Origin of the sequence: Corynebacterium flavescens, assembly GCF_008693105.1 — a bacterium.
Taxonomy (GTDB): domain Bacteria; phylum Actinomycetota; class Actinomycetes; order Mycobacteriales; family Mycobacteriaceae; genus Corynebacterium; species Corynebacterium flavescens.
The window spans coordinates 1-25,293 of the sequence record NZ_VXKK01000015.1; the positions used below are offsets into that span (position 1 = coordinate 1).

Annotated in this window: 18 protein-coding genes; 14 read left to right on the forward strand and 4 right to left on the reverse strand. The window is 60.3% G+C overall.

From position 1 onward, the window contains the following. Together F4V60_RS01930 and F4V60_RS01935 are read right to left on the reverse strand one after the other, a co-directional pair. The coding region (locus F4V60_RS01930; protein ID WP_150387353.1) for an HNH endonuclease at nt 1-762 on the reverse strand (762 nt) is incomplete at its 3' end. 326 nt (nt 763-1,088) lie between these two features. Beyond that, the gene (locus F4V60_RS01935; protein WP_075729084.1) at nt 1,089-2,393 is read right to left on the reverse strand and encodes a cryptochrome/photolyase family protein; all 1,305 of its coding nucleotides are present in this window, start codon (nt 2,391-2,393) and stop codon (nt 1,089-1,091) included. A 309-nt stretch (nt 2,394-2,702) separates the two neighbouring features. On the opposite strand from F4V60_RS01935, the gene rplJ reads away from it, so the two are divergent. From rplJ to F4V60_RS01980, 9 genes are all read left to right on the forward strand, one after another. After that, nucleotides 2,703-3,224, forward strand: a complete 522-nt coding sequence (gene rplJ / locus F4V60_RS01940; protein WP_075729085.1) for a 50S ribosomal protein L10 — start codon at nt 2,703-2,705, stop codon at nt 3,222-3,224. A gap of 79 nt (nt 3,225-3,303) precedes the next feature. Next, nucleotides 3,304-3,684 (forward strand): 50S ribosomal protein L7/L12, encoded by a 381-nt coding sequence (rplL, locus tag F4V60_RS01945; RefSeq protein WP_075729086.1) that lies wholly within the window; start codon nt 3,304-3,306, stop codon nt 3,682-3,684. Nucleotides 3,685-3,777: 93 nt separating this feature from the next. Beyond that, a complete protein-coding gene (gene pgfA / locus F4V60_RS01950; protein ID WP_075729087.1) occupies nt 3,778-4,752 on the forward strand; it encodes a cell envelope lipid trafficking protein PgfA in 975 nt (324 codons plus the stop codon). A gap of 496 nt (nt 4,753-5,248) precedes the next feature. Beyond that, entirely contained in the window at nt 5,249-8,743 is a 3,495-nt protein-coding gene (rpoB, locus tag F4V60_RS01955) for a DNA-directed RNA polymerase subunit beta (protein WP_075730984.1), read from the forward strand. Nucleotides 8,744-8,855: 112 nt separating this feature from the next. Then, entirely contained in the window at nt 8,856-12,851 is a 3,996-nt protein-coding gene (locus tag F4V60_RS01960; protein ID WP_075729088.1) for a DNA-directed RNA polymerase subunit beta', read from the forward strand. A 359-nt stretch (nt 12,852-13,210) separates the two neighbouring features. Continuing rightward, nucleotides 13,211-13,828, forward strand: coding sequence for an ECF transporter S component (locus F4V60_RS01965; protein ID WP_075729089.1), 618 nt, complete (start codon nt 13,211-13,213; stop codon nt 13,826-13,828). 29 nt (nt 13,829-13,857) lie between these two features. Next, on the forward strand, nt 13,858-15,225 hold the full coding sequence (locus tag F4V60_RS01970) for an ABC transporter ATP-binding protein (protein WP_075730986.1): 1,368 nt from the start codon (nt 13,858-13,860) through the stop codon (nt 15,223-15,225). Continuing rightward, entirely contained in the window at nt 15,218-15,988 is a 771-nt protein-coding gene (locus F4V60_RS01975) for an energy-coupling factor transporter transmembrane component T family protein (RefSeq protein WP_084559112.1), read from the forward strand. The genes F4V60_RS01970 and F4V60_RS01975 overlap by 8 nt, the downstream gene beginning before the upstream one ends. 4 nt (nt 15,989-15,992) lie before the next feature. Continuing rightward, nucleotides 15,993-16,529 (forward strand): nucleoside/nucleotide kinase family protein, encoded by a 537-nt coding sequence (locus F4V60_RS01980; protein ID WP_075729091.1) that lies wholly within the window; start codon nt 15,993-15,995, stop codon nt 16,527-16,529. On the opposite strand, the gene F4V60_RS01985 is transcribed toward F4V60_RS01980, so the two are convergent. Together F4V60_RS01985 and F4V60_RS01990 are read right to left on the reverse strand one after the other, a co-directional pair. Next, nucleotides 16,512-17,216 (reverse strand): anaerobic ribonucleoside-triphosphate reductase activating protein, encoded by a 705-nt coding sequence (locus F4V60_RS01985; protein ID WP_075729092.1) that lies wholly within the window; start codon nt 17,214-17,216, stop codon nt 16,512-16,514. The genes F4V60_RS01980 and F4V60_RS01985 overlap by 18 nt on opposite strands. Then, nucleotides 17,182-19,032, reverse strand: coding sequence for a ribonucleoside triphosphate reductase (locus tag F4V60_RS01990; RefSeq protein WP_075729093.1), 1,851 nt, complete (start codon nt 19,030-19,032; stop codon nt 17,182-17,184). Before F4V60_RS01990 ends, F4V60_RS01985 begins: the two co-directional genes overlap by 35 nt. 463 nt (nt 19,033-19,495) lie before the next feature. Here F4V60_RS01990 and rpsL point away from each other — a divergent pair, with 463 nt between their 5' ends. From rpsL to F4V60_RS02015, 5 genes are all read left to right on the forward strand, one after another. Then, on the forward strand, nt 19,496-19,867 hold the full coding sequence (rpsL, locus tag F4V60_RS01995; protein ID WP_075729094.1) for a 30S ribosomal protein S12: 372 nt from the start codon (nt 19,496-19,498) through the stop codon (nt 19,865-19,867). 6 nt (nt 19,868-19,873) lie between these two features. After that, nucleotides 19,874-20,341 carry a 30S ribosomal protein S7 gene (rpsG, locus tag F4V60_RS02000; protein WP_075729095.1) on the forward strand — a complete coding sequence of 156 codons (468 nt, stop codon included), beginning with the start codon at nt 19,874-19,876 and terminating at the stop codon, nt 20,339-20,341. A 321-nt stretch (nt 20,342-20,662) separates the two neighbouring features. Next, nucleotides 20,663-22,798, forward strand: coding sequence for an elongation factor G (fusA, locus tag F4V60_RS02005; protein ID WP_075729096.1), 2,136 nt, complete (start codon nt 20,663-20,665; stop codon nt 22,796-22,798). Between the two features lie 402 nt (nt 22,799-23,200). Then, nucleotides 23,201-24,391, forward strand: a complete 1,191-nt coding sequence (tuf, locus tag F4V60_RS02010) for an elongation factor Tu (protein WP_075729097.1) — start codon at nt 23,201-23,203, stop codon at nt 24,389-24,391. A gap of 160 nt (nt 24,392-24,551) precedes the next feature. Continuing rightward, complete coding sequence (locus tag F4V60_RS02015) at nt 24,552-25,271, forward strand: hypothetical protein (RefSeq protein ID WP_075729098.1); 720 nt, start codon at nt 24,552-24,554, stop codon at nt 25,269-25,271. Nucleotides 25,272-25,293: the final 22 nt, after the last annotated feature.

Sequence of the window (25,293 nt, forward strand, 5' to 3'; positions counted from 1 at the left end):
CATCGTGCGCTGTTTTGTTGAGGCGAAGCGCTCACAGCGGTACAAGTCCACCGGCCCGTGTGTACGGCTGATGATCGTGATAAGCCCTTCGTTGGCGCAGGCGCGTTCTACAAGCTGCGCGCCGGTGGTAACAGCCCCACTGGTGGTGCGCACCATCACGTCATCGCCCTCCCGGCGCATAATCGTGCCGTAGTCCTCCAATTTGAGGACTGCCATGGTGGTCACGCGAGTACGCGCGGCTGGGCCTGCTTTGCCGAGCATGCGGGCGATAAAACTCTTACCCGGATGCTGCTGGTCGATGGTTCGGAAGGCATCTGCCATATCCAACCCATTGCCGGTCACGGTCAAGGTAGCCAGCCCATTGGGGTGCTGGCGCAACATCGCGCGCTCGCAATACGTGCGGGGAACACGTAACTCGCGCAGCCGGCGCCTGGCTACCGCAGTAACCTGCTCGCTGGGCGTGGCGCATAACTCTACGCGTAGGTTCCATGCGGCTCGTTGTTCTTTGACGCGGCGGGTAAAGGATTCGATGTGGTGCAGGGTGCTCAGAGTGTGCCCGTTGCGCCTGGCTGCATTAACGGCCGAGCGCTGCTTGCCTGTGTAGGGTGTGGGACCAAAGTAGATGGTGTGCAGGCTTATAAGCTCGGCGGCATCCTGCGCGCTGGCCCCCATCTTCTCGAGGTCCGGCGCGGATAGCCCCGAGCACTCGGCTACGAGGTCAACACCTCGGCCAAGTTGTGCGAAATACTCCTGCAAGCCCATGCCCGTCACGCTAAGGCACCACCCACCAGCACGGCAATCCCCAACCCGCACCCAGTAAGGAAACTGTGGATAACCCACCAGCGCCGGACGCAGTTATCCACAGCCGGGCCGCCTCGCCAGAACTTGGCAGTGCGGTAGCAAGGCCATCCGGCCTATCCTGAAGGATCGGGTCCAAGCGGACTTCGGTATTCTTTTGGGCTTGCCTTCTTGTAGAGGACAGGGCCTAGGCCGTGTATCTCCGCCAATCATGCCGCTGCTTCGTCTTTGGAGAGGCCTATGCTGCATAGCGAAATGTCCCCTAAACGGAGTCTCGGGTTTTCGCGCCACTATTTCTTTATGTCGGAGTAGGCGGTGAGTGCCGCCTCGCGGGATTCGCGCAGATCCACGATGGGCGTGGGGGAGAGCGCCGGCGCCCACTGGGCGATGTACTCGCCATGGGGATCGAACTTGCTGGCCTGGGTTTCTGGGTTGAATATGCGGAAGTAGGGCGCGGCATCATCGCCGCAGCCGGCCACCCACTGCCAGTTGAAGGGGTTTGATGCTGGGTCGGCGTCGACAAGCGTGTCCCAGAACCATTCCTCGCCGCGGCGCCAGTGAATGCCCAGGTTCTTGGTCAGCAGGGAACCAACGACCATGCGCACGCGGTTGTGCATGTATCCGGTCTCCCACAGTTCGCGCATTCCGGCATCCACCAGGGCAATTCCGGTCTCCCCGCGCTGCCATGCGCCTAGTTCGGGGGCGTCCCATTCCCAGTCGAAGGCATCAAATTGGCGGCGTACGTTAACCGTGGCCAGGTCCGTGTGGTAGTAGAGGCGGTGCCAAGCGAAGTCCCGCCACAACAGCTCGGATTGGAAGGTTTCGCCGTGGGGCTGTTCGCTTGCCGAAGTCCATGCCTCGCGCACCGAAACCTCCCCGAAGCGCAGGTGCGGCGACAGCCGGGAGGTGGCAGGCCGGGCCGGGAAGTCGCGTCCGGCAGGATAATCGCCCAGATCGAGCGCGGACAGCTTGTGGCGCGCTTCCTCTTCGCCAGGAGTCCAGTGGCTGGCGAGCTTTGCGGCCCATTCGGGCTCCTCAGCTTTCTCCCACGGTTCTTCCTCCGGCGCGAAACCGCCCTTGAGATTGGGGACGGGGAGGGGAGTGTCATCACGGACCTGATCCCGCGCCGCCTTAGAAAAGGGCGTATAGACCCGATAGGGATCGCCCGCCTTGGTCGTGACCTCCCAAGGCTCGACGAGGGTATGCCCCGGATGGGAGGCCACTTCTAGGCCCTTCTTGCGCAAGTGTGCCTTGACCTCAGAGTCGACCTCGCGCAGCGGGCTGTGATAGCGCCGCGTCCACGCCACTGCATCGATGGTGGCCGTGGGCGCTAACTCTTCTATAAGGTTCTCGAGCACGGCAGTGGGCTCGCCGCTCCGGCGTAGCAGGGGCACGCCGCTTGCAGCTAGTTGCGCGGCCAGCGCGTGCAGTGAGCGCTCGCGCCACCACTCGGCCGCGCCCCCGAGGGCACGGGTGCCGCGGTAGACAGGCTCATCGATGAAGAGGGCGATGAGTGGTCCGCGGGCAGCGCACCAGCTCAGCGCCGCGTTGTCGTGGAGGCGAAGATCATCACGGAACCACATGAGGGAAGTCATTCTCGCCGAGTGTAGACGCAATAGCGTCATTGGCGCGATTTGGAAGTTCTGTGTGTCCAGATGTAGTCTGAATGCCGAAGTTTGAACGGCTTTCAGCCGGACTCAAGTTTCACCGAAGACCGTTGGTCATCCATTGGATCGAAGGTCCCCACTCTAAGGGGCGGCCCACGCAGGAGACACTTGCGAATTATGTAGCGCTTTGCGCTGCTCGCCCTGTGCTCTTGCACGGGGCTTTTTTGTTGGGATTTTTCTCGGCATGGAAGTCTCGGCGGAAAAATAAGAGATGTTTTGGAAGGAGGCGAGTAAACAATGGCAAACCCGAAGAATACTGCAGACCTGGCAGAGCTGAAGGAGAAGCTGGCCGGTGCTAGCTCCGTCGTTTTGACCGAGTACCGCGGCCTGACTGTGCCTCAGCTGCAGGAACTGCGTAACAACCTGGGCTTTGACGTTGACTACTCCGTCGCCAAGAACACCCTCTTCAAGATCGCTGCCGCTGATTCCGGCATCGAGGGTCTTGACGAGCTGCTGACTGGCCCGACCGCAATTGCGTTCATTAAGGGCGAGGCAGTTGATGCTGCGAAGGTCATCAAGAAGTTTGCTGATGACAACAAGGCATTGATCGTCAAGGGTGGCTACATGGACGGCAACGCTTTGTCTGCCGAACAGGTTGCGGCCATCGCCGAGCTGGACAACCGCGAGACCACTCTCGCCAAGCTGGCCGGTGCTATGAAGGGTTCTTTGGCAAAGGCTGCGGCCGTATTCAACGCCCCTGCTACCAAGGCTGTCCGTACCGTGGCAGCTCTGCAGGACAAAAAAGAAGCAGAAGCTTAAATAGCGCAGTTCATCTGCGTTCAACTACACAATTTATACCGCGAAGTTATAGCGACTTCGCACAGAAAGGATGGCCGTCATGGCTAAGCTCACCAAGGACGAGCTCATTGAAGCTTTCAAGGAAATGACCCTCATCGAGCTCTCCGAGTTCGTTAAGGAATTCGAGGACGTCTTCGACGTCGAGGCTGCCGCTCCGGTTGCCGTTGCTGCTGGCGCTCCTGCCGCTGCTGCTGCTGAGGAAGAGAAGACCGAGTTCGACGTCGTTCTGACCGACGCTGGCGCCAAGAAGATCGGCGTCATCAAGGCTGTTCGCGAGCTCGTCTCCGGCCTGGGCCTGAAGGAAGCTAAGGAGCTCGTTGAGAGCGCTCCTAAGGCTATCATCGAGGGCGCTTCCAAGGACGACGCTGAGGCTGCTAAGGCCAAGCTCGAAGAGGCTGGCGCTTCCGTCGAGCTCAAGTAATTTACTTGGCTTAACTAAGACTGACCCCGCATCCCTTTCCTGGGACGCGGGGTCGTTCTTCGCTTTAGGGCCGCATCTGTAGAATCAATCCCCATGTTGCCCAAGTCCCGAATTGTCTCCGTACTTCTGCTCGGCCTCGGCGTCGCGCTCATCGCCGCGGGAATTGTGGCACCCGCTTTCTTGAACTTCTCGCCCCGCATGCCGCTGGATCTGGACAAGACCACGTGGACCTTGCGTGATGATGACGCGCACTCGCAGGTCTTGGGACCGGAGGGCGCGCAGCCCTATCAAGGGCCGCTGACCTATCAGCTCAACATGGAGCTGCAGGCACCCAAGGGCGACGACGGCGTGACGGTGCGGGTGGGAGAGTCCACCATGCGCGGCGCGGGAGAGGGCTTGAGCGACCTCGATAACGCTAAGGTGTGGTCTTTTGATATGGACCGACTCACCGGTGCCAGCATTGGGAACCTGCGGCTGAGTGATACCCTTGCCAGCCCTGCCATCGAGATTCCCCTTGATGGTTACTGGCTGAAATTCCCGGCTGATGCCGAGCAGACCAATTACCCCGTGTTTGATCCCACGCTGCGCAAGCCGGTGGACGCGGTATTCCAAGAAGAGGTGGAGATGCAGGGCCGGACGGTCTATCGCTATCACCAAGAGATTGAGCCCACCAACGTGGCAACGCTCTATGCCGCCAACGGCACCACCACCACGACCTTCCAGAATGAGGACGGGTCCACGGAGCAGGGCTATCTCTATCATTCCGGCTGGCGTGACTACTTCGTAGACCAAGCCACGGGCATGCTCATTGGTCTCTACGTCAACATCGATGATTACTATGCCGATAGAACCGGTTTCGGGCGCGAGCAGGCCTTCGTATTCGACGGGCGTACCAGTGAAGAAGACGAAGCCGCGTTCCTGAGCCAGGCCGATTCCTTCCCGCGTCCCGCTTGGGCCGAGGGGCTGCGCTGGGCCAGCATCGGGCTGGGCAGCGTGCTGGTACTCATCGGCATCGCTGGCGCGCTCGGAGTCTTCGGGCGCCGGGGCTCGTCCGGACGTAAGAAGTAACCACTGCACGTTAGCCGTGGGAATGTAGCTTGAGAAAACTGCCACTGATCTGCGCGTCTTGTGGCGCGCGGTAGTACAAGTGGTAGGGTAACGCGTGTCCACGGCGCAAGCTCGCAGCGCTCCGCTGGCTCCCCGGATGGGAATCATGTGTTGCAGTGCAGCCGCCCCCCAGGGCCGGGCCAAGTACATGCTAAGTACGGAGCTGCACACCGCTGCGTCCGTTGGCTGAGTCTTCACCGAGCGAGGCGAGAAAGCAAACTTTTGCCGGGTGAGATCTATGCCTTTACAGAATTGAAATTTTAGTATACTCTGTTTCTTTGCGCTGGAATCTGGAAATTCGGTGCACATTTAGCCTTTCGGGTAGGTGATGGCAAAGCCGACTTGACAAGGTGATTTTGTGCATTCTGAACCCAGTAGTTCCACAGCAGACCGAATGCTAAAATTACCAGCGGTTATGCTCCTCGTCGGCCAGGGCGGGGACAGCAAGCCGCGTGAGGTGCTGGAAGGACCCATCTTGGCAGTCTCCCGCCAGACCAAGTCAGTGGCCAATATCCCTGGAGCCCCGAAGCGATACTCCTTCGCTAAGATCAGCGAGCCTATCGCTGTCCCGGGCCTCCTTGATCTACAACTCGATTCCTTTGCATGGCTCGTCGGCACGCCCGAGTGGCGTGAGCGGCAGCAGGCTGAGCGCGGCGAAGACGCCCGCGTCACCTCAGGCCTGGAGGATATCCTCGAAGAGCTTTCCCCGATCCAGGACTACTCGGGCAATATGTCCCTGTCCCTGTCGGAGCCTCGCTTTGAGCCGGTGAAAAACACCGTCGATGAGTGCAAGGAAAAGGACATCAACTACTCTGCGCCGCTGTATGTGACCGCAGAGTTCATCAACAATGAGACGCAGGAAATCAAGTCTCAGACCGTCTTTATCGGCGATTTCCCCATCATGACCGATAAGGGCACGTTCATCGTCAACGGCACGGAGCGCGTTGTCGTCTCCCAGCTCGTGCGTTCCCCGGGCGTCTACTTCGATCAGACGATCGACAAGTCCACCGAGCGCCCGCTGCACTCCGTGAAGGTTATTCCTTCCCGCGGTGCGTGGCTCGAGTTCGACGTCGACAAGCGCGACACCGTCGGCGTGCGCATCGACCGCAAGCGTCGCCAGCCGGTGACCGTCTTGCTCAAGGCCCTGGGGTGGACCGAGCAGCAGATCAAGGATCGCTTTGGCTTCTCCGAGCTGATGATGTCTACCCTCGAGTCCGATGGCGTAGCCAACACGGACGAGGCCCTGCTGGAGATCTACCGCAAGCAGCGCCCGGGCGAGCAGCCCACCCGCGAGCTCGCGCAGTCCCTGCTGGATAACTCCTTCTTCCGCGCGAAGCGCTATGACTTGGCAAAGGTCGGCCGTTACAAGGTCAACCGCAAGCTGGGTCTCGGTGGAGATCATGACGGTCTCATGACTCTGACCGAGGAAGACATCGCCGTCACCCTCGAGTACCTCGTGCGTCTGCACGTGGGCGAGCGCGAGATGACCGCCCCCAACGGTGAGCAGATTGCCATCCACACCGATGACATCGACCACTTTGGAAACCGTCGCCTGCGCACCGTTGGCGAGCTGATCCAGAACCAGGTCCGCGTCGGCCTTTCGCGCATGGAGCGCGTTGTGCGCGAGCGCATGACCACCCAGGACGCTGAGTCCATCACGCCGACCTCGTTGATCAACGTGCGTCCGGTCTCCGCGGCGATCCGCGAGTTCTTCGGAACTTCGCAGCTCTCGCAGTTCATGGACCACAACAACTCGCTCTCCGGACTGACCCACAAGCGCCGCCTGTCGGCGCTGGGCCCTGGCGGCCTCTCCCGCGAGCGTGCGGGCATCGAGGTCCGAGACGTGCACGCCTCGCACTACGGCCGCATGTGTCCGATTGAGACCCCGGAAGGCCCGAACATTGGTCTTATCGGTTCGCTTGCTTCCTACGCACGCGTCAACGCTTTTGGCTTCATCGAGACGCCTTATCGCAAGGTCATTGACGGCTGCGTTACCGATCAGGTTGATTACCTGACCGCTGATGAAGAAGATCGCTTCGCCATTGCGCAGGCAGAGATCGAAAAGGACGCGGAGGGCAATATCACCGCCGACCGCGTCGAGGTCCGCCTCAAGGACGGGGACATCGGAGTCACCGCCGCGGCCAACGTTGATTATGTTGACGTTTCCCCGCGCCAGATGGTTTCCGTGGGCACCGCCATGATTCCGTTCTTGGAGCACGACGACGCAAACCGTGCCCTGATGGGTGCGAACATGCAGAAGCAGGCCGTGCCGCTGGTGCGTTCTGAGGCTCCGCTGGTTGGTACCGGCATGGAGCAGCGCGCTGCCTACGACGCAGGCGATCTTGTTATCACCCCGAAGTCTGGCGTGGTGGAGAATGTCAGCGCCGATCTCATCACCGTCATGGATGATGAGGGTCAGCGTGATACCTATATGCTGCGCAAGTTCGAGCGCACCAACCAGGGCACCAACTACAACCAGACTCCGTTGGTCTCCTTGGGCCAGCGCGTCGAGGCCGGCCAGGTCTTGGCTGATGGTCCTGGTACCCACAATGGTGAGATGTCTCTGGGCCGTAACCTCCTGGTTGCCTTCATGCCTTGGGAAGGTCACAACTACGAGGACGCCATCATCTTGAACCAGCGCATTGTGGAAGAGGACGTTTTGACCTCCATCCACATTGAGGAGCACGAGATTGATGCTCGTGACACCAAGCTGGGCGCGGAAGAGATTACCCGGGAAATCCCGAATGTCTCCGATGATGTTTTGCGCGATCTTGATGAGCGCGGCATCGTCCGCATTGGTGCTGACGTACGCGCCGGCGACATCCTGGTTGGTAAGGTCACCCCGAAGGGCGAGACAGAGCTCACCCCGGAGGAGCGCCTGCTGCGCGCCATCTTCGGTGAGAAGGCTCGCGAGGTCCGCGATACCTCGATGAAGGTACCCCACGGTGAGAACGGCAAGGTTATCGGCGTTGCGCACTTCTCCCGCGAGGACGATGATGACCTGGCTCCTGGCGTCAACGAGATGATCCGCGTTTATGTGGCTCAGAAGCGCAAGATCCAGGACGGCGACAAGATGGCCGGACGCCACGGTAACAAGGGTGTCGTGGGCAAGATTCTTCCTCCGGAAGATATGCCCTTCATGGCTGACGGAACCCCCGTTGACATCATCTTGAACACGCACGGTGTTCCGCGTCGTATGAACATCGGCCAGGTTCTCGAGGTTCACCTCGGCTGGCTGGCTCACGCAGGCTGGAAGGTCGACGTTGAGGATCCGGCAAATGCCGACCTTCTCAAGACCCTCCCCGAGGAGCTCTACGAGGTTCCCGCCGATTCCTTGACCGCCACCCCGGTCTTCGACGGAGCTTCCAACGAGGAGATTGCACGCCTTCTGGCTTCCTCCAAGCCCAACCGTGATGGTGACGTCTTGGTTGATGAGCACGGCAAGGCGCAGCTTTTCGACGGCCGTTCGGGCGAGCCCTACATGTACCCGGTCTCCGTTGGTTACATGTACATGCTCAAGCTGCACCACCTCGTCGACGAGAAGATCCACGCTCGTTCCACCGGTCCTTATTCCATGATTACCCAGCAGCCGCTGGGAGGTAAGGCGCAGTTCGGCGGCCAGCGCTTCGGTGAGATGGAGGTGTGGGCGATGCAGGCTTATGGTGCCGCCTACACCCTGCAGGAGCTGCTCACCATCAAGTCGGATGACGTGGTTGGCCGTGTCAAGGTCTATGAGGCCATTGTCAAGGGCGAGAACATTCCGGATCCGGGCATCCCCGAGTCCTTCAAGGTCTTGCTCAAGGAGCTGCAGTCCCTGTGCCTCAACGTCGAGGTTCTCTCGACTGACGGCACCCCGATGGAACTGTCCGGTTCTGATGACGATGACATGGAAAGCCCCTCGCTCGGTATCAACCTCTCGCGCGACGAGCGTTCCGACGCCGACATCGCTTAAGTGTCCACTCCGGTCCGGGTGGCAGGCCACGCGCCGTGCACCCCGGGCATCACGAATTTTTCTTAGAAAGCCATCAATTCCTCATTCATAGAGGATGAAAGGGAGACATTACGTGTTTGACGTAAATCTCTTCGACGAGCTCCGCATCGGTCTGGCCACCGCTGATGACATTCGTCGCTGGTCAAAGGGCGAGGTTAAGAAGCCCGAGACCATCAACTACCGCACCCTGAAGCCGGAGAAGGACGGCCTGTTCTGCGAGCGCATCTTCGGACCTACGCGCGACTGGGAGTGTGCTTGTGGCAAGTACAAGCGCGTCCGTTACAAGGGCATCATCTGCGAGCGCTGTGGCGTCGAGGTCACCAAGTCCAAGGTGCGCCGCGAGCGCATGGGCCACATCGAGCTTGCCGCTCCTGTGACCCACATCTGGTACTTCAAGGGCGTTCCCTCGCGCTTGGGCTACCTGTTGGATCTCGCTCCTAAGAACCTCGAGCGCATCATCTACTTCGCCGCCAACATCATCACCTCGGTCGATGAAGAGGCTCGCCATAACGATCAGTCCACCCTCGAGGCAGAAATGCTGCTCGAGAAGAAGGACGTTCAGGATGACACCGAGGCGGAGATCGCAGAGCGCGCTGCCAAGCTCGAGTCCGATCTGGCTGAGCTAGAGGCCGCTGGTGCCAAGGCGGATGCCCGTCGCAAGGTGCAGAATGCCGCTGACAAGGAGATGCAGCACATCCGCGAGCGCGGCGAGCGCGAGGTCGCCCGTCTTGACGAGATCTGGACCACCTTCCTCAAGCTGGCCCCGAAGCAGATGATCATCGATGAGACCATCTACGACGAGCTTGTTGATCGCTACGAGGACTACTTCACCGGCGGAATGGGCGCGGAGGCTATCCAGACGCTCATCCGTAACTTCGACCTCGAGGCTGAGGCCGAGGACCTGCGCGAAATCATTCGCAACGGCAAGGGTCAGAAGAAGATGCGCGCCCTTAAGCGCCTCAAGGTTGTCGCCGCGTTCCTGCGCTCCGGCAACGATCCGGCTGGCATGGTCTTGGACGCGATTCCGGTCATCCCGCCGGAACTGCGCCCGATGGTGCAGCTCGACGGTGGCCGTTTCGCCACCTCGGACCTCAACGATCTCTACCGTCGCGTTATCAACCGCAACAACCGCCTCAAGCGCATGATCGATCTCGGCGCCCCCGAGATCATCGTCAACAACGAGAAGCGCATGCTGCAGGAGTCCGTTGACGCCCTCTTCGACAACGGTCGTCGCGGCCGTCCTGTCACGGGCCCGGGCAACCGCCCGTTGAAGTCCCTGTCTGACTTGCTCAAGGGCAAGCAGGGGCGCTTCCGTCAGAACCTGCTGGGTAAGCGCGTTGACTACTCCGGCCGTTCCGTCATTATCGTCGGTCCGCAGCTCAAGCTCCACGAGTGTGGTCTGCCGAAGTTGATGGCTCTCGAGCTCTTCAAGCCCTTCGTCATGAAGCGCCTGGTGGAAAATGACTATGCACAGAACATCAAGTCGGCAAAGCGCATGGTTGAGCGCCAGCGCCCCGAGGTGTGGGACGTCCTCGAAGAGGCCATCTCCGAGCACCCGGTGATGCTTAACCGCGCACCTACGCTGCACCGCCTTGGTATTCAGGCCTTCGAGCCGAAGCTGGTTGAGGGTAAGGCTATCCAGCTGCACCCGCTGGCCTGTGAGGCTTTCAACGCCGACTTCGACGGCGACCAGATGGCAGTCCATCTGCCCCTGTCCGCCGAGGCACAGGCAGAGGCTCGCGTCTTGATGCTGGCTTCCAACAACATCCTTTCCCCGGCATCTGGCAAGCCTTTGGCTATGCCGCGTCTGGACATGGTTACCGGTCTTTACTACCTGACCATGAACAAGACCGCCGAGGAGCTCGGTGGCGAGGGTCGTTATACCCCTGCCGACGAGAATGGTCCGGAAAAGGGCGTCTACTCGTCCTATGCCGAGGCACTCATGGCCCGCGATCGCGGAGTCGTGGGCCTGCAGGCTCCGATCAAGGTGCGCATCGATCACCTCCGCCCGCCGGAGGATATCGAGGCACAGTTCTTCCCGGATGGTTGGCACAAGGGCGAGTCCTGGCTCGCTGAGACCACCCTAGGCCGCATCATGTTCAACGAGCTGCTGCCGTGGAACTACCCTTACCTTGAGGGCGTCATGGTCCGTAAGGGCGGCTCCAAGGACACGGTCCTCTTGGGCGATGTGGTCAATGACTTGGCCATCAAGTACCCCATGATTACCGTGGCGCAGGTCTTGGACAAGATGAAGGATGCCGGTTTCTACTGGGCCACCCGTTCTGGCGTGACTATCACCATGTCTGACGTGTTGGTTCTTCCGAACAAGGAAGAAATCCTCGAGTCCTATGAGAAGGACGCGCAGACCATCGAGCGTAAGTACTGGGAGCAGGGCGCCCTGACCGAGCGCGAGCGTTATGACCGCCTCGTCGAGCTGTGGAAGCACGCCACCGACACCGTGGGTAACGCGGTGGAGAAGCTCTACCCGGACGATAACCCGATTCCGATGATCGTGAAGTCCGGCGCCGCCGGTAACATGCGTCAGATCTGGACCCTGGCCGGCATGAAGGGCATGGTCGTGAACTCCAAGGGTGACTACATCACCCGCCCGATTAAGACCTCTTTCCGTGAAGGTCTGTCGGTGTTGGAGTACTTCAACAACTCGCACGGTTCCCGCAAGGGCCTGGCCGATACCGCGCTGCGTACCGCCGACTCCGGCTACCTCACCCGCCGTCTGGTGGATGTGGCGCAGGACGTCATCGTGCGCGAAGAGGATTGTGGCACCCGTCAGGGTGTGCGCATCCCGCTGGGCACCGAGGTGGCACCGGGCAAGTACGAGGTTCACGAGCTGTGGGAGACCTCGGCTTCGGGCCGCGTCGTGGCTACCGATGTCAAGGATTCACACGGCGAGATCGTTGCTCAGGCGGGCGAGGATCTCACCGAGGAGCTGACGGACAAGCTGGTCAACGCTGGCGTTCTCGACATCAAGGTTCGCTCCGTGCTGACCTGCCAGACCCCTGCCGGCGTCTGCGCCAAGTGCTACGGCAAGTCCATGGCTTCTGGCCAGTTGGTGGATATCGGCGAGGCCGTTGGCATCGTCGCCGCCCAGTCCATTGGTGAGCCGGGTACCCAGCTGACCATGCGTACCTTCCACCAGGGTGGTGTCGGTGGCGATATTACCGGCGGCCTGCCCCGTGTGCAGGAGCTCTTCGAGGCTCGTAACCCGAAGAACCGCGCGCCCATCGCTTCTGTCGATGGCACGGTTTCGCTCTCCGATGAGGGTAACTTCTGGACCTTGACTATCACCCCGGATGACGGTTCTGACAACGTTGTCTACGAGAAGCTCTCGAAGCGCCAGGGCCTGGCCCAGGTGCGTCGCCCCATGGAGTCCAACCCGGATGCCATGATTGAGCGTTCCCTGCGTGACGGTGACCACGTCACCACCGGTGAGCGCCTCATGCGTGGCGCTGCGGATCCGCACGACGTGCTTGAGGTCTTGGGACGCCGCGGCGTCGAAAAGCACCTCATCGACGAAGTGCAGGCCGTCTACCGCGCACAGGGTGTGGCTATCCACGACAAGCACATCGAGATCATCATTCGTCAGATGCTGCGTCGCGGTACCGTCATCGACGCAGGTTCCACGGACTTCCTGCCCGGCACTCTTATTGACCTCTCTGAGGCCAAGCAGATCAATGCCACGCAGGTCGCCGAGGGTGGCGAGCCGGCGCAGCTGCGCTCCGAGATCATGGGTATCACCAAGGCCTCGCTGGCCACGGAATCCTGGCTCTCGGCCGCCTCCTTCCAGGAGACCACCCGCGTGCTTACCGACGCCGCTATTAACAAGCGCTCCGATAAGCTCATTGGCCTCAAGGAGAACGTCATCATCGGTAAGCTCATTCCGGCCGGTACCGGAATCTCGCGTTACCGCAACATCTCCGTCAAGCCGACCGAGGCCGCCCGCAACGCGGCGTACTCGATTCCGACTTACGGCGATTCCATCTACGGCGACGACGGCTTCGGTGAATTCACCGGTGCCTCCGTGCCTCTGGATGAGGACTTCAACTTCTAAGTTGTCCTCAAGGTTTCCTCGCTAAGAGGAAACCGGCGCGCAACCTCACCTCCACAGCGCCTCCGCCCTTTCCGGGCAGGTGCAGGAGGAGGGGTTGCGCGTTTTTGATCTTCGCCAATGCTGCCTCGATGCGATAGAATAAACCGGTCTTTCGATCTACTTTTGGCCCTGTGCGGGCTGCGGTGACAAGGAGATATAGAACTAAACACTGAACACGGGTGCTCTCGTGTGGGGTAGGTTACGTGCCCGGCTTGTGCCGTCTTCTGACTTGCTCCCTCCAGGAGGGCTGAGATGTGTCGCAAGCGCGCACAAACCGTTGAACCTGATCCGGGTAATTCCGGCGAGAGGAAGAATTAAGCATGACTAGTACTACTTCTACGAGCGCGACTGAAACCCGCGCTCTGCGCTGGCGCACCGTCGACATCGTTGTCGCATCGGTGCTCGCCGTGGCCTGTGGCATTATCTTCTTAGTCTGGAACTCAGTGGGATACGCCTGGTTCCTGGCCATGGACAACCTCACGCCGGGCCTCGGTGGTATGGCCACCGGCATCTGGCTGCTGGGAGGCATCCTGGGTGGCCTCATTATCCGCAAGCCTGGTGCGGCTATTTATGTGGAACTGCTGGCCTCGTGTGTCTCTGCAGTGCTGGGTTCGCAGTGGGGAATCTCTACTCTCTATTCCGGCCTGGCTCAGGGCATCGGCGCGGAGATCATCCTGGCCATCTTCCTCTACCGCCGCTTTAACCTGCCTGTTGCCGCCTTGGCCGGATTCGGTGCCGGGCTTGGTGCCTTCATCCTGGAGCTTTTCACCAGCGGAAACCTGGCGCGCTCTATGGAGTTCAAGGTGATTTACTTCGTCACTGAGACCATATCCGGTGCCCTGCTGGCCGGCGTATTGGGATACTTCCTCGTCCTCGCTCTGGCGAAGACAGGGGCGCTCGACCGCTTTGCCGTTGGCAGGGAACAGCGCGCCCGCTAGTTGTGAGTGACCGTGGAACGCGCGTGGATATGCGCGGCTTTGGCTGGACGCATGCCGGGCGTGCGCAGCCCGCATTGCGCAACATTGATCTGAGCATTGCGCCTGGCGAGCGCGTGCTGCTCTGTGGGGACTCGGGCTCGGGCAAGTCCACCTTGGTCGCGGCCCTGGCAGGAGTGTTGGGCGGCGATGATGAGGGCACGCAACACGGCGAGATCATCTTGGAAGATGCCGCGGGCAACCGCGAGGCGCCGGGCCGCACGATCCCCGTGGGGCTGGTGCTCCAAGACCCAGACTCGCAGGTTATTTACTCGCGCGTGGGCGATGACGTGGCTTTTGGCTGCGAGAACCTCGGCGTGGAACGCTCCGAGCTATGGGAGCGCGTGAATCGCGCTTTAGACATGGTGGGTCTAGACGTAGACGTTGATCATCCCACCGCGCGGCTTTCTGGCGGGCAGAAGCAGCGCCTGGCCTTGGCCGGTGTTATGGCTATGGGGGCCGGGCTCATCCTGCTTGATGAGCCCACGGCGAACCTGGATCCGCAGGGTTCGCGCGAGGTGGCGGGGGCCGTTGCCGCCGTGGCGAAGGAAACCGGCGCCACATTCGTGGTGGTCGAGCACAACTATGAGTACTGGGCCGATATCCTCGACCGCGCAATAGTGCTCGAGCACGGGGAACTGGTAGAGGATGCCACGCCTGCAGCTGTCGTGGCTCGGCGGCAGATAACTGGCCTGCCGCATGCTCGCAGCGTAACGAGCAAAGAAGACGCCATGTGGTGCAATAACCTGGTTACTCGTTTCGGCCCCCCGCGCACTTACCAGCTTCCGGCAGGCGCATCCACCGTGGTCAGCGGGGCAAATGGCTCAGGAAAAACTACGTGGCTGATGACTATGGCGGGCTTATTGCCCGCCCAGTCGGGCGAAATTGGGCTTTCTGATAGCGTGCGCGATGGCCTTTCCGGCTCCCCGGCCAAGTGGCCTTCTCGCGAGTTGGCCCGACACATTGGATTTGTTTTTCAGAACCCCGAGCATCAGTTTGTGGCTCGTTCGGTCCATGAGGAACTGCGGGTTTCCGCACGCGCGCGCGGGGTAGAGCCCCCAGAACAACGCATCTCGGAGTTGGTGGACAGGCTGCGCTTGGGTCAACTCTTGGAGGCCAACCCCTTCGCGCTCTCCGGAGGGGAGAAGCGCCGGCTCTCGGTGGCTACGGCACTCGTCACCGCCCCCGCGGTGGTCTTGTTGGATGAACCGACCTTTGGCCAGGATCCGAGCACCTTTGCCGAACTCGTGCGCTTACTGCGGGAGCTGGCTGATAGCGGCGTGACCGTCGCCTCCATTAGCCATGACCCCTACTTCATCTCCGCCTTGGGGGACCATCGAATTGAGGTATCCAGTGCCTAATATTCTGGCCGGGCTCAACCCGATAACCCGCATTGCCCTGATGATTCTGCTCGCCACGCCTTTGTTGCTCTCTGTCGATTGGGTCTCTGCCGCAATCTCGCTGGCCATAACTCTTGCCTTGGCGCCCTTGTGCGGGATGCCGTGGCCACGGCTGCTGCGCTCCTCCTGGTTCCTCTTTATCATCGCCCCGCTTTCTGGAATCTCCATGCTCCTCTACGGTGCTCCCGGCGGGGAGGTCTACTTTCAGTGGTGGCTCATGGTGGTCTCCGACAATTCCATCGAGCTGGCGGTAGCGATCATGCTGCGCGTGCTGGCCGTGGCTCTGCCGATGGTCGTCCTTTCGCGCGATATTGATCCCACGCGCCTGGGTGATTCCCTAGCCCAGGTGCTGCACTTGCCGGCGCGCTTCGTCATCGGGGCGGTCGCCGGGGTGCGGATGGTGACCTTGTTCAAGGATGATTGGGCGTTCATGTCCATGGCACGCCGCGCGCGGGGCTTGAGTGATCAAGGCAGAATCCGCCACACCATGACTATGTCTTTCGGGCTGTTGGTCTTGGCGCTGCGCCGCGGCGGGAAACTAGCCACGGCGATGGAGGCGCGCGGCTTTGGCAGAACCCCACCAGGTGGGGGAGCCCGCACGTGGGCTCGGCCTTCCCGCCTCCACCGGCGCGACCTGGTTGCCCTGTGCGTAGGAATTGTTCTCACCGCTATCCCCATCGTGGTTGCGGTTCTCAGCGGTTCTTGGCGCTTCTTCGGGCTATAGCCGCATGATTAAAGCAGGCAGCCTCGAGGAGCTGCTCACTGCCGTGGAGAGTGCAGCCACCGCGGTTCCTGTGACAGTGCTTGTCGACGGCCCCTCTGGCGCCGGCAAGACCTCCGCGGCACAGGAATTATCTCGGCGCACGGGATGGCACGTTGTGCACCTCGACGAGTTCTACCCCGGTTGGCATGGGCTGAGTGCGGCCTCGCGCATGGTCGCCTCCAACGTGCTGGCCCCGCGCAATCCCGGCTATTGGCGCTGGGACTGGGCCAATGATTGCCGCGGCGAGTGGGTCAGTCTGGCTGGAGTAGGCAACCTTATCGTTGAGGGAGTCGGGGCCCTGACGAAGGTGAATCTGGCCGCGGCAAGGGCAAGGGGACAGGCGCTATCAATATTCATCGATGGTCCGCGCTCGCAACGCCGCGCGCGGGCTCTGGAGCGCGACCCCGACTATGAGCAGTGGTTCGAGGTTTGGGAAAGCCAGGAGCGCACCTACTTCCAGCAGCTGTGCGCCCCGGCGCAGTTTTCATGGACGTGGAGCTGAGTACTCGGCGAGTCCCGCGCCGTGATAGCGGCCGTTGCTGTCGCAGTCGCGTGCCCATTGGAGCACGAGTTCCTGGCCGTATCCCGCTGCCAGCTCCTTGAGCTCGGCGAGGTTATTGTCCATGGGCGAGCCGTGCCATAGGGTGGTGCGCAGCTGCAATCCCATTCCGTGCTTTGCGGCTGCGCGGGCTACTAAGTCGAGACTCTCCCTCATTCTTTGAGCCACAGCGGGGGTGCACCCGGCTACACCAGGGATGTCACGGGTTAAGGCCTTGACATCAAATCCAATCCACTCCGGGCGGGTGGAAGGATCATCGAGCAACACCGCGAGCCGCTTGGGGGAGTAGCCGCTGGTGTGCAGGCCCACCTTGAAGCCGGCGGCGTGGACTGCGGCTATCGCTGCGGGCAAGGCGTGGCAGCTTAAAGGTTCGCCGCCGGAGATGACCATGCCGTCGAGCAGGCCACGGCGTTCCTCTAGCAGTGAAAGGGCAGACCCGAAGGTATAGGGCGTGGGCTCGAAGCCCTGCAGGGAGGGGTTATGGCAATATACGCACCGCAGCGGGCAGCCCTGCGTGAATACGCTAAGCGTTAAGCGGCCGGGCCAGTCGGTGGCGGAGAAAGGCACGATTCCGCCGACGGGCAGAGCCACCTTCCTAGTGTGCGGGTTCGGCGAAGTAGAGCCGCTCATGGAACTCCCCCTTCTTACCGGTATTGAAGCTTGCCATGGGGCGGAAGTAACCCATGACCCGGGTCCAGACTTCGGTCTTATCCCCACACTGCGGGCAGTGGGGATGCTCGCCTGAGATATAGCCGTGGGAGGCGCAGATTGAGTAGGTCGGCGTGATGGTGATGTAGGGCAGGCGGAAGTTCTCGAGGGAACGGCGCACCATGAGCGCGCAGGCCTCTCCGCTAGATAGTGCCGCGCCCATGTAAAGGTGGAGGACGGTTCCGCCGGTGTATGCGGATTGCAGATCTTCTTGCTCGCGCAGTGCGGCAAAGGGGTCCGGCGTATGGGAGACGGGCAGCTGCGAGGAGTTGGTGTAATAGGGCTCCGCCGCGGTGCCAGCCTGCAGGATATCGGGGAAGCGCTTGCCGTCTTCGCGTGCGAAGCGGTAGGTAGCCCCTTCTGCCGGTGTGGCCTCTAAGTTAAAGAGGTGCCCTGTTTCTTGCTGTGCCTGACGTAGCAATTCGCGCATGTGCTCAAGCAGGCGCAGGGACATGGCGTGTCCGCGGGGATCGGTGATATCCCAGTCGTCGCCGGTGAAGTTGCGGATCATCTCATTGCAGCCGTTGAGGCCGATGGTGGAAAAGTGGTTGTCCAGGCTGGGCAGCCAGCGCCGAGTATAGGGGAGCAATCCGCGATCCATGAGCTCGGCTACGAAGGTGCGACGGCGCTCCAGGGTATCAACCGCAAGGGCCACCAGCTCATCGACCCGCTTCAGCAGTGCCTCCTCGTCGCCGCGGTAGAGGTAACCCAGCCGCGCGCAGTTGAGGGTGACCACGCCGATGGATCCGGTGAGCTCGGCGGAGCCGAAGAGGCCATTGCCGCGCTTGAGAAGCTCGCGGAGATCCAGTTGGAGCCGGCAGCACATGGAGCGGATCATGCCCGGATCAAGGTCAGAGTTGAGGAAGTTCTGGAAGTAAGGGAGTCCGTAGCGCGCCGTCATATCGAAAAGGGCCCGGGCATTGGCGCTATCCCAGGAGAAGTCCTCGGTGATGTTATAGGTGGGAATAGGGAAGGTGAAGGGCCTCCCATCGACGTCTCCCTGCGACATCACTTCGATGAAGGCGCGGTTGATAAGGTCCATCTCTGGCTGGAGGTCGCCGTAGCGGAAGGGCGCGAGTTCTCCGGCGATGAAGGGCGTGTTATCGGCCACGTCGGCGGGGCATACCCAGTCAAAGGTCAGGTTGGTAAAAGGAGTTTGCGTTCCCCAGCGCGAGGGGACGTTGAGATTGAAAATGAACTCCTGCATGGTCTGAAGAACCACGTCGTAGTCGAGGTCATCGAGGCGGACGAAAGGCGCCATGTAGGTGTCAAAACTCGAAAACGCCTGCGCGCCCGCCCACTCGTTTTGCAAGGTGCCAAAGAAGTTGACCACCTGGCCGCAGGCAGCGGAGAAGTGCCGCGGTGGGCCGGAGGAGATGGTGCCGGAGACACCGCCGAACCCCTCCTCAAGTAGCTGACGCAAGGACCAACCGGCGCAGTAGCCACAGAGCATGTCGAGATCGTGGATATGAATATCGCCAGAGCGATGTGCCTGGCCTGCCTCCGGGCTAAATACTTGGTCGAGCCAGTAGTTGGCCGTGAGCTTGCCAGAGGAATTGAGGATCATTCCGCCGAGGGAGTAGTCCTGATTGGCGTTGGCATTGATGCGCCAGTCCGAGCGGTCGAGGTACTCGTTGAGGGTGGAAACGGCGTCGACAAGCGAAGCCTCCGTGGTGGACGCAGTGTCTTGGGCGCCAGCGACGAATCCGGCGCTGTGCCTGGAGGGAGAAATAGGCATGTGGTGCTCCTTGTCTGGGCGGCGAAGGAAAGGCCGCGCCTCAACAAAGAACATAGTTGTAATTTGCAGGACACTGCGGCGGGAAACACAACATGCAGTAAACAGTACGGGCATTATTACTACATGTAGTGTCTGTGCGGGGATTGTCCCTCGGGGGACGTGCCCGCATTTTGTGCCTGAGGTAATTGTCACCGGCTTCTGTGATGTGGCGTACGCAGCCTGTGTGGTTGGGGAGGGGGGAAAGTTTGTGCAGGGATTGCCATTTGGAGGCGATGGGGAGGGTGTGGTAACGTCTTGCAAGGTTTCGCCTTCATGTAGGGCGAAAGAGTCTGATCGATCTATCGGCCTTAAGGTGGATAGGCGTTCTGGACATGCGGTAGGGCCCCGGAAAAGAGCCCTCATTTTTGCATGTTTGGGCATTCGATAGTCAGCACAGCCGCAGTCATACAGAAAGTCTAGATTTATGCCAACTATTCAGCAGCTGGTCCGCAAGGGCCGCCACAATAAGCGCGCTAAGGTAGCCACCGCCGCGCTGAAGGGTTCCCCTCAGCGTCGTGGCGTGTGCACCCGCGTGTACACCACCACTCCTAAGAAGCCTAACTCCGCGTTGCGTAAGGTTGCCCGTGTGCGCCTGACCTCCGGTATTGAGGTTTCTGCCTACATCCCAGGTGAGGGCCACAACCTCCAGGAGCACTCCATGGTGCTCGTCCGCGGTGGTCGTGTGAAGGACCTCCCGGGTGTTCGCTACAAGATCATCCGTGGCTCCCTGGATACCCAGGGTGTTAAGGACCGCAAGCAGGCTCGTTCCCGCTACGGTGCAAAGAAGGGACAGTAAACTAAAATGCGTAAGAATGCTGCTCCGAAGCGTCCTGTAGTCAAGGACCCGGTATACAACTCCGAGCAAGTAACCCAGCTCGTGAACAAGGTTCTGCAGGACGGCAAGAAGTCCACCGCAGAGCGCATCGTCTACGGCGCCCTCGAGGTTTGCCGTGAGAAGACCGGCACCGAGCCGGTTGGCACTCTGGAGAAGGCCCTGGGCAACATCCGCCCGGACCTCGAGGTTCGTTCCCGCCGTGTCGGTGGCGCCACCTACCAGGTCCCGGTCGAGGTTCGTCCCGGCCGCGCCAACACCCTAGCCCTGCGTTGGTTGGTGACCTTCACCCGCCAGCGTCGTGAAACCACGATGATTGAGCGTCTCGCCAACGAGATCCTGGATGCCTCCAATGGCTTGGGCGCTTCCGTCAAGCGTCGCGAGGACACCCACAAGATGGCTGAGGCCAACCGCGCCTTCGCCCACTACCGCTGGTAGTTTCAGCAGCAATGCCTATGGTCCGAGCAACGATTCATCAGTTCGCAGCCGGCTATTCCCACGCGGGATGCCGGTGTGGCTAACTCATCTAGCGTTGCTCGGATTATTTATGGGTCATCTTTGTTCTTCTCATTAGTGGGAAAAACTTCCTAGTCAGGCAGCCGGAATCTCGCTAGAATATTTCAGGCGAGCGGAAGCCTACGTGCCTCTGCGGCTGCCAAACCGGCCAGCAAGTGGCAAAATTAAACGAGACCTATCCAAAAAGGCGCGCGGGCCAAGCAAAGGTCGGGGCGTCGACGATATTTAAGTTGGGGTAAGAAAGTGGCACAACAAGTGCTTAAGGATCTTCACAAGGTCCGCAACATCGGCATCATGGCCCACATCGATGCCGGTAAGACCACCACCACCGAGCGTATTTTGTTCTACACCGGTATCAATCGCAAGGTCGGCGAGACGCACGATGGCGCCTCCACCACCGACTGGATGGAGCAGGAGAAGGAGCGCGGTATCACCATTACCTCCGCTGCTGTTACCTGTTTCTGGGATGGTAACCAGATCAACATCATTGACACCCCGGGCCACGTTGACTTCACCGTTGAGGTTGAGCGTTCCCTGCGCGTCCTGGACGGCGCCGTAGCTGTCTTCGACGGCAAGGAAGGCGTTGAGCCGCAGTCCGAGCAGGTGTGGCGTCAGGCTGCTAAGTATGACGTTCCGCGTATCTGCTTTGTTAATAAGATGGACAAGCTGGGCGCTGACTTCTACTTCACCGTTCAGACCATCATCGACCGCCTCGGCGCTAAACCCTTGGTTCTCCAGCTGCCTATCGGCGCTGAGGATGACTTCGACGGCGTCGTTGACCTGCTCACCATGCGTGCCATCACCTGGCGCGGCAAGGTCGAGACTGGTGCAGAGCCCACCATCGAAGAGATTCCGGCTGACCTCAAGGACAAGGCTGACGAGTACCGCGAGAAGCTGCTCGAGACCGTCGCTGAGTCCGATGAGGCTCTCATGGAGAAGTACTTCGGTGGCGAAGAGCTGACCCTGGATGAGATCAAGGCTGCCATCCGTAAGATGACCATCAACTCCGAGCTCTACCCGGTGCTGTGTGGTACTGCATACCGCAACAAGGGCGTTCAGCCTTTGCTGGATGCCGTTGTTGACTTCCTGCCCAGCCCGCTGGACATCGGCGAGGTTATCGGCCACGCCGTAGGCGATGAGGACAAGGAGCTTACCCGTAAGCCTTCCATCGATTCTCCCTTTTCCGCGCTTTCCTTCAAGATTGCTGCGCAACCCTTCTTTGGTCAGCTGAACTTCATCCGCGTGTACTCCGGACAGGTTCTGCCTGGCACCGAGGTGCTCAACTCCACCAAGGGCAAGAAAGAGCGCATCGGCAAGCTCTTCCAGATGCACGCCAACAAGGAGAACCCGGTTGAGCAGGCTGACGCCGGCAACATCTACGCCGTCATTGGTCTGAAGGAAACCACCACCGGTGACACCCTCTGCGACAAGAATGACCCGATCATTCTTGAGTCCATGGACTTCCCGGATCCGGTTATCAAGGTCTCCATCGAGCCTAAGACCAAGGCTGACCAGGAGAAGCTGGGTACCGCTATCCAGAAGCTGGCTGCGGAGGATCCCACCTTCACCGTCGAGCTGGATGATGAGACCGGCCAGACCGTTATCGGCGGTATGGGCGAGCTCCACCTCGACGTTCTGGTTGACCGCATGAAGCGCGAATTCAAGGTTGAGGCCAACATCGGTAACCCGCAGGTTGCCTACCGCGAGACCATCCGCAAGACCGTGCAGTCCTTGGATTACACCCACAAGAAGCAGACCGGTGGTTCCGGCCAGTTCGCTAAGGTTATCGTCACCATCGAGCCTTATAACCCGGATCCGGAGACCTTGGAAGAGGGCGAGTCCGCCACCTACAAGTTCGTCAATGCCGTCACCGGTGGACGTATTCCGCGTGAGTACATTCCTTCCGTCGATGCTGGTATCCAGGACGCCATGCAGTACGGCTACCTGGCCGGCTTCCCGCTGGTAAACATCAAGGCCACCCTCGAGGACGGCGCTTACCACGACGTTGACTCCTCCGAAATGGCCTTCAAGCTGGCTGGTTCGCAGGTCCTCAAGGAAGCTGTTGCCAAGGCAAAGCCGGTTCTGCTTGAGCCGGTTATGGCCGTCGAGGTTGTCACTCCTGAGGAGTACATGGGCACCGTCAACGGTGACATCAGCTCCCGCCGTGGCCAGGTCTACGCCATGGAGGATCGCTCCGGCGCCAAGGTCGTCAAGGCTAAGGTTCCGCTTTCTGAGATGTTCGGCTACATCGGCGACCTGCGCTCAAGCACCGCTGGCCGCGCAAACTTCAGCATGGTCTTCGATTCCTATGCAGAGGTTCCGGCCTCTGTTTCGGCCGCCATCATTGAAGAGCGCACCGGAACCAAGGGACACCACTAATCCGTTCCTAGGCTTCCTAGTACCCCGCACGCACCGCGGTTGGTGCAGGACTGGTAGTCTTCGCCAGTAGGCTTCCAGTTCTACCGTCGGTGTTTGGGCACACTGAGGGGGTAGCGGCGGGCTGAATCAACACCTTTTTTACGTGGTGCTGATTGAGCCGGCCGTTACCCTCCCAGGATCCTTTAAAAGATACTTGTCGAGGGACAACGTCCACGCTTATCGCGGGGGGTTACCTCCTATATCGGCGGTTTGAAAAAACCGCGGCATAAATCTAGGATCGTGTAACTGGCACGTAAAGTAAAGCGTCATTAGCGCTTTGGCCTTTAGGTCAAGTGCCGATGACAACTGTCAATCACGTGGCTGCGAAGGTCGTAGCCACCATATAGTCCAGGAGGACATACAGTGGCAAAGGAGAAGTTCGAGCGTACGAAGCCGCATGTGAACATCGGCACCATCGGACACGTCGACCACGGCAAGACCACCACCACCGCAGCAATCACCAAGGTTCTTGCGGACAAGTACCCTGATGAGAACACCGCTTTCGCTTTCGACATGATCGATAAGGCTCCTGAGGAGAAGGAGCGCGGCATCACCATCAACATCTCCCACGTTGAGTACTCCACCCCGAAGCGCCACTACGCACACGTTGACGCCCCGGGCCACGCCGACTACATCAAGAACATGATCACCGGTGCTGCGCAGATGGATGGCGCCATCCTGGTTGTTGCTGCAACCGATGGTCCTATGCCGCAGACCCGCGAGCACGTTCTTCTGGCTCGCCAGGTTGGCGTTCCTTACATCCTCGTTGCTCTTAACAAGTGCGACATGGTTGATGATGAGGAAATCATCGAGCTCGTTGAGATGGAAATCCGCGAACTGCTCGCTGAGCAGGACTACGACGAGGATGCCCCCATCATCCACATCTCCGCTCTCAAGGCTCTTGAGGGTGACGAGAAGTGGGTACAGGCCATCGTCGACCTCATGCAGGCCTGCGATGACTCCATTCCGGATCCGGAGCGCGAGACCGACAAGCCCTTCCTCATGCCTATCGAGGACATCTTCACCATCACCGGCCGCGGTACCGTTGTTACCGGCCGTGTTGAGCGTGGCGTTTTGAAGGTCAACGAGGATGTTGAGATCATCGGCATCAAGGAGAAGTCCATCTCCACCACCGTTACCGGTATCGAAATGTTCCGCAAGATGATGGACTACACCGAGGCTGGCGACAACTGTGGTCTGCTTCTGCGTGGTACCAAGCGTGAAGAGGTCGAGCGCGGCCAGGTTGTTATCAAGCCGGGCGCCTACACCCCCCACACCAAGTTCGAGGGTTCCGTCTACGTCCTCAAGAAGGAAGAGGGCGGCCGCCACACCCCGTTCATGGACAACTACCGTCCGCAGTTCTACTTCCGTACCACTGACGTGACCGGCGTTGTTCACCTGCCTGAGGGCACCGAGATGGTCATGCCTGGCGACAACGTTGATATGACCGTTGAGCTCATCCAGCCCGTCGCTATGGATGAGGGCCTGCGCTTCGCTATCCGCGAAGGTTCCCGCACCGTCGGCGCCGGCCGCGTAACCAAGGTTCTTGCTTAATTTTTAGCAAGCCGCCGAAGTTTCGCTTGGCTTAAGCGTTAAATAAGGAACCACATTCCACCACCGCGTGGGGTGTGGTTCCTTTTTGCGTTCTAGTTGACTTTAGGGCGTTTAAGGTGACGTTTCTCTTTGAGGGTATGTGCCCGCTAGGGTCTAGGGCATGAGAGATCCCCGTGAAGTGGACTCCACGCTGCGCGCCTTGCGCGAGACGTGGGAAGGACGCCCGGAACTTAGCCTTGCCACCTTGTTTGCCATGTTGCAGAACCGGGGTATTGGCTGGGGCGCCAGCGATGAAGAGCTGGTTTCCGCGCTAGAGCACATGTCCCATGTGCGCCCTTCGCTTGTGCCTTTGGCGGATGGCCGAGTGAGCGAGGGCCGCTGGCTGCTTCTCACCAGCGGACACCGTGTCACCGTGGATAAATTCTTTATCGTGGTACGCCCCGTCAACACAAGGGGCGTCGCCGGTCAGCCGGTGGTCTGGCCTTATCGCAACATTAGGGGTGCGGGTCCAGCACGACCGCTCGTTGTCACGGATGACGAGGGCTTTGAGCACCGCCTCGGGGTGGTGGAATCCGTCGAGCGGCAGCGGATCCAGCGCGCCGAGGCTCATCAGGTTCTAGCCTTAGAAGATATATCCCGTGCAGACATCGGGGACACAGTCCTCGTCGTGCGCACGGAGGAGTCAATGATTGTCATTGACCATGGTCTGCATTCTTTCGAGCCGTTGCGCCGTGAATTGCGCCGCCGCGACTATAGCTGGCAGAAGATTAAACGCTGCAGCCCTGGCCAGGAGTTACTCGTGCAATCAGGAGGCAGTCTCCTGACCTTCCCAGCGGTCGAGGGCATCTGGGTGGCCGAGGACCCACTGCCGCCGCATTAACTACAAGCACTAGCAACCACCG

Coding starts and splice junctions, on each gene's coding strand:
- rplL (WP_075729086.1), top strand. CDS start 3,304: ATGGCTAAGCTCACCAAGGACGAGCTCATTGAAGCTTTCAAGGAAATG.
- F4V60_RS02015 (WP_075729098.1), top strand. CDS start 24,552: ATGAGAGATCCCCGTGAAGTGGACTCCACGCTGCGCGCCTTGCGCGAG.
- F4V60_RS01985 (WP_075729092.1), bottom strand. CDS start 17,216: ATGAGCGGCTCTACTTCGCCGAACCCGCACACTAGGAAGGTGGCTCTG.
- F4V60_RS01990 (WP_075729093.1), bottom strand. CDS start 19,032: ATGCCTATTTCTCCCTCCAGGCACAGCGCCGGATTCGTCGCTGGCGCC.
- rpsL (WP_075729094.1), top strand. CDS start 19,496: ATGCCAACTATTCAGCAGCTGGTCCGCAAGGGCCGCCACAATAAGCGC.
- rplJ (WP_075729085.1), top strand. CDS start 2,703: ATGGCAAACCCGAAGAATACTGCAGACCTGGCAGAGCTGAAGGAGAAG.
- F4V60_RS01935 (WP_075729084.1), bottom strand. CDS start 2,393: ATGACTTCCCTCATGTGGTTCCGTGATGATCTTCGCCTCCACGACAAC.
- F4V60_RS01965 (WP_075729089.1), top strand. CDS start 13,211: ATGACTAGTACTACTTCTACGAGCGCGACTGAAACCCGCGCTCTGCGC.
- F4V60_RS01980 (WP_075729091.1), top strand. CDS start 15,993: ATGATTAAAGCAGGCAGCCTCGAGGAGCTGCTCACTGCCGTGGAGAGT.
- pgfA (WP_075729087.1), top strand. CDS start 3,778: ATGTTGCCCAAGTCCCGAATTGTCTCCGTACTTCTGCTCGGCCTCGGC.
- F4V60_RS01970 (WP_075730986.1), top strand. CDS start 13,858: ATGCGCGGCTTTGGCTGGACGCATGCCGGGCGTGCGCAGCCCGCATTG.
- rpsG (WP_075729095.1), top strand. CDS start 19,874: ATGCGTAAGAATGCTGCTCCGAAGCGTCCTGTAGTCAAGGACCCGGTA.